The sequence below is a fragment of the Yoonia sp. genome (assembly GCF_046292185.1).
Lineage (GTDB): Bacteria > Pseudomonadota > Alphaproteobacteria > Rhodobacterales > Rhodobacteraceae > Yoonia.
The window spans coordinates 20858-30183 of the sequence record NZ_JBKBQY010000036.1; the positions used below are offsets into that span (position 1 = coordinate 20858).

General features: G+C 61.0%; 8 protein-coding genes. 3 read left to right on the plus strand and 5 right to left on the minus strand.

Going from position 1 to position 9326, the window contains the following annotated elements:
• Positions 1 to 9: 9 nt before the first annotated feature.
• From mepA to ACK4TM_RS08580, 3 genes are all read right to left on the minus strand, one after another.
• Positions 10 to 924 carry a penicillin-insensitive murein endopeptidase gene (gene mepA / locus ACK4TM_RS08570; RefSeq protein WP_409699712.1) on the minus strand — a complete coding sequence of 305 codons (915 nt, stop codon included), beginning with the start codon at positions 922 to 924 and terminating at the stop codon, positions 10 to 12.
• A complete protein-coding gene (locus ACK4TM_RS08575; RefSeq protein WP_409699715.1) occupies positions 894 to 2285 on the minus strand; it encodes an MFS transporter in 1392 nt (463 codons plus the stop codon). The genes mepA and ACK4TM_RS08575 overlap by 31 nt, the downstream gene beginning before the upstream one ends.
• A gap of 67 nt (positions 2286 to 2352) precedes the next feature.
• A complete protein-coding gene (locus ACK4TM_RS08580) occupies positions 2353 to 2898 on the minus strand; it encodes an acyl-CoA thioesterase (protein ID WP_409699718.1) in 546 nt (181 codons plus the stop codon).
• Positions 2899 to 3036: 138 nt separating this feature from the next.
• Here ACK4TM_RS08580 and ACK4TM_RS08585 point away from each other — a divergent pair, with 138 nt between their 5' ends.
• The 3 genes from ACK4TM_RS08585 to ACK4TM_RS08595 all read left to right on the plus strand — a co-directional run bounded on the left by ACK4TM_RS08585 (position 3037) and on the right by ACK4TM_RS08595 (position 7778).
• The gene (locus ACK4TM_RS08585) at positions 3037 to 3324 is read left to right on the plus strand and encodes a YggT family protein (protein WP_409699721.1); all 288 of its coding nucleotides are present in this window, start codon (positions 3037 to 3039) and stop codon (positions 3322 to 3324) included.
• A 97-nt stretch (positions 3325 to 3421) separates the two neighbouring features.
• A complete protein-coding gene (fdhF, locus tag ACK4TM_RS08590) occupies positions 3422 to 6190 on the plus strand; it encodes a formate dehydrogenase subunit alpha (RefSeq protein ID WP_409699724.1) in 2769 nt (922 codons plus the stop codon).
• Positions 6191 to 6290: 100 nt separating this feature from the next.
• A complete protein-coding gene (locus ACK4TM_RS08595; protein ID WP_409699727.1) occupies positions 6291 to 7778 on the plus strand; it encodes a peptidoglycan-binding protein in 1488 nt (495 codons plus the stop codon).
• 12 nt (positions 7779 to 7790) lie between these two features.
• Here ACK4TM_RS08595 and ACK4TM_RS08600 read toward each other — a convergent pair whose 3' ends face one another.
• Together ACK4TM_RS08600 and ykgO are read right to left on the minus strand one after the other, a co-directional pair.
• Positions 7791 to 8996: a PPC domain-containing protein gene (locus tag ACK4TM_RS08600; RefSeq protein ID WP_409699730.1), complete on the minus strand. Its 1206-nt coding sequence runs from the start codon at positions 8994 to 8996 to the stop codon at positions 7791 to 7793.
• Between the two features lie 181 nt (positions 8997 to 9177).
• Positions 9178 to 9303, minus strand: coding sequence for a type B 50S ribosomal protein L36 (gene ykgO / locus ACK4TM_RS08605; RefSeq protein WP_010141322.1), 126 nt, complete (start codon positions 9301 to 9303; stop codon positions 9178 to 9180).
• Positions 9304 to 9326: the final 23 nt, after the last annotated feature.

Genomic DNA, 9326 nt, shown 5'->3' on the forward strand with positions numbered 1-9326 from the left:
TTAGCGCGATCAATCGGCGTTCAGCACAGCCAGACATTGGCCGGGCAGGCGGGCCATCGTCAGTTCACCACGCGGCGTGACCGGTGCGGCAGATGGATCACGCGGCGTCGGTGGTGGCGGGCTGATGATATTGTTCACCCATTCCTGCGCTTCGGCGCAACCGTCGCCGGGTGGCGGCGGAGCCTGATCCACGCAGGTCGCATCGCCGCGTGGGCAGTTCAGCCGGACGTGGAAATGATAATGGTGACCGTACCACGGCCGGACCTTGTTCAGCCAGGCCCTGTCACCGGTAGCATTGTTGCACATGGCGACCTTCGCGCCCGGAAAGACGAAAATCCGCGCCGTACGCGGGTCAGAGGCGGCAGCCCTGATCAACGCCTCGTGCTGTGGGGTCCAGTCGCTGTTCACAAAAGCACCATTCGCCCGCCGCATGGAGATGGAGGAGAGCGATTCACGTTCCCCCCGGCTGAGGTCCATGCGGGTGGCGGGCAGCATCCAGATATCGGCGTCAAGGCCGGTCTGGTGGCTGGCATGTCCTGTCAGCATCGGCCCGCCGCGCGGTTGGCTCAGATCGCCGACATAAATCCCGTTCCATCCCGGCAGGGTGGCGGCAAAGCGGCTGAGGTTCTGAATGTAATCGACGGTGACGGGCTGTGCCCAGTTCCGGTTGCGCGACAGGCGCATCGCCTGCCATGTGGGGCCGGTTTCGGGCAATTCCATTGCGCCGGCCTGACAGCCCTGCGAATATCCGCCTAATGCGGCGGGTGATTGCGACGATGGTCGCGGGACCGCGCCGAACAGCGCCTTGGCGATCCGGTTGTCACCGGCATTCTGCATCACTTCGGCCCGGGACACGGGGGCATCCTCGGACTGGCAAGCGGCGAGGGCGAGGCTTAGGATAAGGGCTGCTGCGATGCGGACCATGTGTCACGATCTCCATTCTTGTTGACGAAGCGTAGCAGGTAAAGACCGATCATGAAAAGAAAGATTATCGGCAAAAAGCCCAATTGGTTGCTGCCCGTCATAATTGTGAACAGCGTGATCAGTGCGGGGGCGAGGAATGCGGTCGCCTTGCCGGTCAGTGCGAAGAGACCGAACGCCTCTGCCGGGCGGTCGGGATGAGTGTGGCGCACCATCATGGACCGCGACGCGGAATAAAGCGCACCGCCTGCGCCGCCGATGCAGACCCCGCAGAAATAGAACACCAGATCCGGGATCTGCGATCCTTCCGGCAGGGGGATGCCGAAGATCGCCTGACGCGACATGCCGACGATGATCACGGAGACGCCGATCAGGACCCAGACGCAGATCTTTATCACCGGCTTTGGCCCCAAACGTGCGTCACCCAGCCCGCCAAGCCATGTGACAATCGCAGCAGCGATGGCCGCGATGATTCCGAAAACGCCGATCTGGACGGTCTGCCATTGCAGCACCAGTGCGGCATAGACCCCACCAAAGGCATAAACCGCGTTCAGCGCGTCGCGATAGAACATCGACCCGAGCAGGAAATTCAGCAGGCTTTTGCGCTGCACGACGGACCGCAGAGTTGTCATCAGCTCACCCGCGACGGCGCGGATTTCTGTTGATCGCCGCACCGCGTGCGGGTCGTCGCGGACATACATGAAGAACGGGATGATAAAGATCATGTACCAGATCGCGATGAACGGGCCGACGGATCTTGTGCCTTCGCGCATTTCGGGGTCAAGCCCGAACAATGGCGGATTGCCCAGCAATGTGACGCCCTGTTCGTTTTCCGCCAGCAACAGCAGCATCAGGAACAGGGCCGTCACCCCACCCCAATAGCCGAAAGCCGCACCGGAGCCGGAGATCCGGCCGATTTCCTGATCGTTGCCCAGCGATGGCAGGATCGCATTGGTGAAATTCAGCCCGCTTTCGGCGGCGATGAAGCCCACGTAGAACACAACAAGGATCACGATGAGGTTCGCCCCATCCGGTGTCAGCCCCCAGAGCATCGCGGTGGCGATCACATAGATCACGGAGAAGAACACGATCCACGGGATCTTGCGCCCGGAATTATCGGCAAAGGCCCCCAGAAAAGGCGCGCTGACGGCGATCAGCAGCCCGGCGATGGTCTGCCCGGCAGACCAGATCCATTGCGCGCGGGCATTGGCGGCGAATTCGTCCAGCCCCATGCCAAGGTAATGCTGCGCTGCCGCGACCGCGAAATATGGACCGAAGATAAAGGTCAGGCCAAGGGTATAGAACGGCTGGGCGGCCCAATCATAGGCCATCCATCCCCAGATGCGTTTCTTGCTGGCTGCCATGACCTGTCCCTGCTTTTGTGCTTGCGGGGACTAGACACTGCAATGCATCTGTCTGGCAAGAACAGGTTTAGCTTTGCGCGCCGTAATCCACCGGCGGCCATGTGCGCCCCCGGTCGGCATCGATCCAGCCCTGCACCCAGTCGGGCAAAGCCGGTGACGGGCTGTTCATTCCCATCTCTGCCAAAAGGTGGTCAGGCTTGACGATCCCGGTCTTGCCGGTCGCGGCAGAGCGATAGAGGATCTGCACCGCGCAATTGTCGCCGATCCAGATCGACTGGTCCAGATACATGAATTTGTCATCCCAGCCGATACATTTGCTGACCATGCGGAACCGGGTGAATGGCCTGATCCTTTTGCGATACCGGACCGAGGCACCCGCCATCGTCAGGCCCCAGCCGTTGCGCCGCAATGCCGCCACCAGCCCGGTGCGGATGCCAAGGCCCGTGCGCCCCAGATCCATGATCGTCAGGATGCGCCCGTTGTTCATTTCCAGATAGACATCAATGTCCTGCGGCCAGCAGCGGTGATACGACACATGCGCCGCCAGCGGATGCAGCTTTGGCTGACTGCGGTTGACGATCAGTTCCTTCATGGTGCGGATAACGGGATACATGGCTGGCCTTTTGTGTTTATCCCGGAATGGCGCGGGATGACGCGTGGGTCAACTTTTACCTTGGGGAAAGTCCGGGGCTTGTCGGATCCGCCCGGAAGGACTAGGTCAAGGCCACAGTTTTCAAAGGGCCTGTCCACCATGCTGACCATTATTCAAGCGCTGCTTGTCATCATCGGCGTTCTGCGCTTTTTCGTCATCGCCCATTTCATCATGAGCTGGCTGATCCGGTTCGAGGTGTTGAACGTGCGCCAGCAATTCGTGGGCCAGGTCTGGTATACGCTGCAACGCGTGCTGGAACCGATCTATGGCCCGATCCGCAATATCATGCCCAATATGGGCGGGATTGATCTGTCGCCGGTACTGGTGCTGGTGGGTCTGGAAATCCTGCGGATTTTCCTGATCAATAATATGGTTGCCTTCGTCTGACCGGACCAGTCGCGAAATCGTGGCTGGCGGTCGCGCCTGAGCTTTCGCTAGCCTGCGGTGCATGCTCTAGTCGGGGCAAGCAGCGCGAGGTCATAGAATGCCCGATCCGATCACCTTTACCCTTGATGGTCAGACTGTCACTGCCGAACCCGGTCTGACGATCTGGGAGGTCGCGCATGGCCGCGGTCTGGTGATCCCGCATCTGTGTCACAAACCGGCCCCCGGTTATCGCTCTGACGGCAATTGTCGGGCTTGCATGGTCGCGATTGAAGGCGAGCGTACATTGGCCGCTTCCTGCATCCGCGAACCTGTCAATGGCATGATCGTGACCACCACCCAGCCGCGCGAGGTGCAGGCGCGCCGCATGGTGATGGAATTGCTCGTCGCCGATCAACCGGCGCAGGCCGTGGCGCATGACCGGTCCAGTCATCTGTGGGACATGGCAGGCGCGCAAGGTGTGGTGCAAAGCCGCTTTGCGGCAAAGGATAACGTGCCGTTGCTTGATGATAGCCATGTCGCGATGTCAGTGAACCTTGACGCCTGCATTCAGTGCGGGCTTTGCGTGCGGGCCTGCCGCGAGGTGCAGGTCAATGACGTGATCGGCATGGCGGGCCGGGGTGCCACGGCCTACCCGGTGTTTGACATGGATGACCCGATGGGCGGATCATCCTGCGTGGCTTGCGGCGAATGCGTGCAGGCCTGCCCCACGGGCGCGCTGTTGCCTGCGACGGTCACCGATGAAAACCAGATGGGTGATAGTGCCGATTTTGACCGCGAGGTCGCCAGCATTTGCCCGTTCTGCGGTGTCGGTTGTCAGGTGAGCCTGAAGATCAAAGATGACAAGGTCAAATTCGTTGAGGGGCTGAATGGCCCCGCGAACGAAGGGCGGCTTTGCGTCAAGGGCCGGTTCGGGTTTGACTATATCCATCACCCGCACCGTCTGACCAAACCGCTGATCCGGCGGGCGGATGCACCTGCCAAGGGTCTGAACGTCGATCCCGGCAATTGGCAGACTCATTTCCGCGAGGCGACATGGGATGAAGCGCTGGACGTTGCCGCCAATGGCTTGCAGGCGATTGGCGGCAAGGGCGTGGCCGGTTTCGGATCGGCCAAATGCACCAATGAAGAGGCCTATCTGTTCCAGAAACTGATCCGGCAGGGTTTTGGCCACAACAATGTCGATCACTGCACGCGGCTGTGCCATGCGTCATCGGTCGCTGCCCTGATGGAAAATGTCGGGTCTGGTGCGGTGACCGCGACCTTTAACGAGATTGAAAATGCCGATGTCGCCATCGTTATCGGTGCCAATCCGATAGAAAACCACCCCGTCGCCGCGACCTATTTCAAGCAATTTGCCAAACGCGGTGGCAAGCTGATCGTGATGGATCCGCGCGGGCAGGCGCTGAAACGCCATGCCAGCCACATGCTGCAATTCCGCCCCGGTGCGGATGTGTCGCTGCTCAATGCGATCATGCATGTGATCGTGGACGAAGGGCTGTTCGACCAGCAGTATATCGCCGCCTATACCGAGAATTGGGAGGCTGAGAAGGCGCATCTGGCCGATTTCAGCCCCGAGAAAATGGCCGGAATCTGCGGCATTGACGCGGAAACCCTGCGCGATGTGGCGCGCACCTTTGCGGGCGCGAAATCAGCGATGATTTTCTGGGGCATGGGCGTCAGCCAGCATATTCACGGCACGGATAATGCGCGTTGCCTGATATCCTTGGCGCTGATGACCGGGCAGGTAGGGCGTCCGGGTACGGGGCTGCACCCGTTGCGTGGGCAGAACAATGTGCAGGGCGCATCTGACGCCGGGATGATCCCGATGTTTCTGCCCGATTATCAGCCTGTCGGCGACAAAGGCATTCGCACCACGTTCGAGGATCTGTGGCAGCATGGTCAGATCGATCCGGCCAAGGGCCTGACCGTGACCGAAATTCTGGATGCGGTGCATGATGGTGATATCAGGGGCATGTATATCCTTGGCGAAAACCCCGCCATGTCGGACCCGGATGTCGATCATGCCCGCGCGGCGCTGGCCAAGCTGGACCATCTGGTGGTGCAGGATATTTTCATCACCGAAACGGCGAATTTTGCCGACGTGATCCTGCCTGCCAGCGCCTTTGCCGAGAAGACCGGCACGGTGACCAATACCAACCGGCAGGTCCAGATGGGCCGCCCCGCCGTAGCGCCGCCGGGCAGCGCCCGCGAGGATTGGTGGATCACGGTGGAACTGGCCAGGCGGCTGGGTCTGCCTTGGCACTATAGCCACCCGCGCGAGGTTTTCGCTGAGATGGGGCAAGTGATGCGATCGCTGAACAACATCACATGGGATCGGCTGGAAGCGCAGAATGCCGTGACCTATCCGTCGCTGACACCGGACGATCCGGGGCAGGCGATTGTGTTTACCGATGGCTTTCCCCGCGAAAACGGACGCGCGAAATTCACCCCGGCCAATGTGATCGCACCGGATGAAGCGCCCGATGCCGATTACCCGATGATCATGACGACAGGACGGCAGCTTGAACATTGGCATACGGGATCAATGACGCGGCGGTCGCGCGTGCTTGATGCGGTCGAGCCGGAAGCGAATTGTTCCCTGCATCCCGCTACCTTGCGCAAGCTGGGGGTCGATCCGGGTGGGATGTTGCGACTGACCACAAGGCGCGGATCTATCGACATCATGGCGCGCGCCGACCGGGCTGTTTCGCCGGATATGGTGTTCGTGCCCTTTGCCTATGTCGAGGCGGCGGCAAATGTGCTGACCAACCCCGCCATAGACCCCTACGGCAAGATCCCGGAATTTAAATTCGCCGCCGTGCGGGTGGAAAAGCTGCCAGAGCAGGTTGCGGTACAGGGGATTTAGGCACCGAGGATGACAGGATGGCATGGCGTTATTGTATAGCAATGCGATCCGCCACAAGTGTCGGATAGTTCTTTCAACCTGACCAGAAGGATGACGCCGCATGCGCCGACTGACACTTTCCGCAGCTTTTGCCATTCTCGCGACGCCGCTTTTTGCCGATGATCTGGCTTTGCTGATGGGCGTCGACCGCTATCAGGAATTCCGCCGGGTCGGGGGCGGGACAGATGTTGTCGTGGGGATCAGCGCCTTGCGCGATGCGGGATATGCCGTCAGCTCGCTGGAAAACGGTGTCGGCACGGATATGCGCCGCCTTCTGGAACGGCTGGCGGCGGATGCAGCGAATGCGGACAGGCTGGTGGTCGGTCTGTCGGGCAGGTTTGTCACCGACGGAGACCGGACATGGTTGCTGCCGGCGGATGCGCCGGCGCGGCCCGGCCTGTTTTCGCTGGATGGCGCGGTGTCAGTAGAATCTGTCCTTTCCGTGCTGGCACAGGCACCCGGACGCGCGGTTCTGGTGTTGGGGCTGAATGCCAGTGATACCAACGAGATCGACACTTATCTGCGTCAGGGTCTGGGGAATCTGGAAATCCCGCAGGGGGTGACGGTGCTGTCCGGTCCGCCCAACGCAGCCGACAATATCATCGTGGACGCGGTGGCGGTGCAGGGTGCCGATATCATGCAGTTCGCGCGCAACACCCGCGCGGTGCAGGTCGCGGGCTATCAGCCGCGCAGTCTAGTGATGCAAGCGGACCCCGCGCAGGAAGTCGAGCCGACGCGCCCCGGCGATCCATCCTTGTCGTTCTGGCAGGATGCGCAGGCCGCCAATACCGCCGATGCCTACCGCGTATTTCTGCTTGGCCATTCGAACAGCCCCTATGCCGCCGAGGCGCGCCGCCGGCTGGAGCAGATCGAGAATGATCCGGTTCTTCTGGCCGAGCAGGCAGAAGACGCGCTGGGCCTGACCCGCGCCCAGCGCCGGGCGATCCAGTCCAATCTGACGCTGCTGGATTACGACACGCGCGGTGTGGATGGGATATTCGGGACGGGCACGCGCCGGGCGATCCGCAACTGGCAGCAGATCAACGGATTTACCCAGACCTCGTTCCTGACGACAGAACAGATCAACCGGATCGACGCGCAGGCCAGCCGCCGTCAGGCCGAACTTGATGCGGCAGAAACTCGCGCTCAGGCCGAGGCAGAGCGCCTTGACCGCGCTTATTGGGAAGAGACCGGCGCAGGCGGGACCGAAGGCGGGTATCGCGCCTATCTGAATCGCTATCCCGAAGGGATATTCGCGGATCAGGCGAATGATGCTCTGGCAGAGATTGTCGAAATTCCCGCCCCTGCGGATGACAGCGATCCAGCGCGCGCGCTGGAGCAGGCGCTGAACATCAACCCGATCATGGCGCGGCTGATCGAAAGCAGGCTGTCGCAAATGGGATTTGACCCCGGTACGGTTGATGGCCGGTTTGACGCAGACACCCGCCGCGCCATCCGCAGATATCAGGGTGATGCGGATCTGCCAGCGTCAGGCTTTCTCAACCAATCGACGCTGGCACGCCTGCTTGCGGATGCGCTTTCGCGCTGATGCGCGGGCAGGCTATTGGGCAGGCACGTAGCGTTCGATCAGCAGCCGGATCAGGCCCTGACCCCGGCCGTATTGCCGCACCCCGATCACATAGGTCCCCGGCTGCACCCGCGCCGCGACCAGGCTGTCGAGCGCGCCGCCGTAATCATCGTTCTGCCCGATCTCGCGCCCCAGATCGTCGTAGATGACAAGCCAAGGATCGACATTGCCGTTGCCGATCGCCTCGATCATCAGCAGGCTGCCGCTGTCAACGTCAACAGAGAACCACGTCACATCAGTGCTGGCTGATACATCCTGGCGGATACGCGTGCTGATCAGGCCCAGATCAGTGTAGGGCACTGTGCCGTCCAATGGCGGGGCTGCTTCGCCGCGGGCGTAAACCTCCAGCAGGGCGGCCTGCGCATCATAGGCGCTGACATTGACAGTGATGGGAAGCGTGTCATCCGACAATGCGGTGATGTTCAGGCAGTAGGTGCCCGCTGCCATGGGGTCGGTCATATCAAGCCGCGAATTCAGCCCATCGTAATCGTCATTCTCGGCGATATAACGGTTGGACGCGTCATAGAGCGTCACCACCGGATCGGCGGATTCGTTGACTGCGGTGATCGTGACCGGTGTCGGTTCATCCAGCGTGAAGCTCCAGTAAGGTGTTTCAGTGGCGGAAGCCGTAACACTGGTCCCAAGGGCGCCCATCGGAACAGCATCGTCACAATTAGCGCTGGTGCCGGGATCACCCACGGCCATGGTGTCGATCCCTGCGGTCAGCGGTTCATGCTCCTGACGTCCGATCCGCACGAAAGCCGTCATCGGCCCGCCATCATAGCTGCGTGTCGCCATGCAATAGGAACCGGGTTCCAGATAGGTTTCGGCACGCGATGCGGCATCGCCACCCGAATCGTCATCCGAAAGGATCAGGCTGCCATCCGCACCTAGCAGATCGATCATCGGATCCGCCGAACCGCGCCCTGCGGCTTCGAGCCGGACATCGGTACCTTCGCTCAGGTTGAACAGAGCCACATAATCGTTTCCGCCCAGCACCAGCGCCATCTGTTCGCGGTAATTGTCGACGGTGGAAATATCCGAGCCAGCCTCGTCACCGCCAATCCACTGCCCGCCTGTGCCAGCACCCCCACAGATCGCCTGCGCAAGGGTGGGCGAGGCGAAGCCAAGCAACACAAGCGATATCGCGGTTGTTTTCAGCAGTGTTTTCTGTGTCATCGCATCGTCCTTTGCCGGGCAGGTTTTTTCTGCCGCGACGTTAGACCAATTGTCGCAGCCCTGACCAGTCATCTTAGAGGCGAGGCAGGAAATTCCTGACCAATTCGCTTGGACTGCTAGGTAAACGAAAAAAGGCCGCGCCCAAAGGTGCGACCTTTTCAATCTGCTGCTTTGGCAGGTCTTAGCCCTGACGGGCCTTGAACCGGCGCTGCGTCTTGTTGATCACATAGACGCGGCCCTTACGGCGCACGACGCGGCAATCGCGATGGCGCTGCTTGAGCGAGCGGAGGGAGTTACGGACCTTCATGGTGCGTGTCCTTCATGTCGCGG

Bases quoted from the DNA above. Each gene is read 5' to 3' on its own strand.
- fdhF (WP_409699724.1), top strand. From the start codon at position 3,422: ATGCCCGATCCGATCACCTTTACCCTTGATGGTCAGACTGTCACTGCC.
- ACK4TM_RS08585 (WP_409699721.1), top strand. From the start codon at position 3,037: ATGCTGACCATTATTCAAGCGCTGCTTGTCATCATCGGCGTTCTGCGC.
- ACK4TM_RS08600 (WP_409699730.1), bottom strand. From the start codon at position 8,996: ATGACACAGAAAACACTGCTGAAAACAACCGCGATATCGCTTGTGTTG.
- ACK4TM_RS08580 (WP_409699718.1), bottom strand. From the start codon at position 2,898: ATGTATCCCGTTATCCGCACCATGAAGGAACTGATCGTCAACCGCAGT.
- mepA (WP_409699712.1), bottom strand. From the start codon at position 924: ATGGTCCGCATCGCAGCAGCCCTTATCCTAAGCCTCGCCCTCGCCGCT.
- ykgO (WP_010141322.1), bottom strand. From the start codon at position 9,303: ATGAAGGTCCGTAACTCCCTCCGCTCGCTCAAGCAGCGCCATCGCGAT.
- ACK4TM_RS08575 (WP_409699715.1), bottom strand. From the start codon at position 2,285: ATGGCAGCCAGCAAGAAACGCATCTGGGGATGGATGGCCTATGATTGG.
- ACK4TM_RS08595 (WP_409699727.1), top strand. From the start codon at position 6,291: ATGCGCCGACTGACACTTTCCGCAGCTTTTGCCATTCTCGCGACGCCG.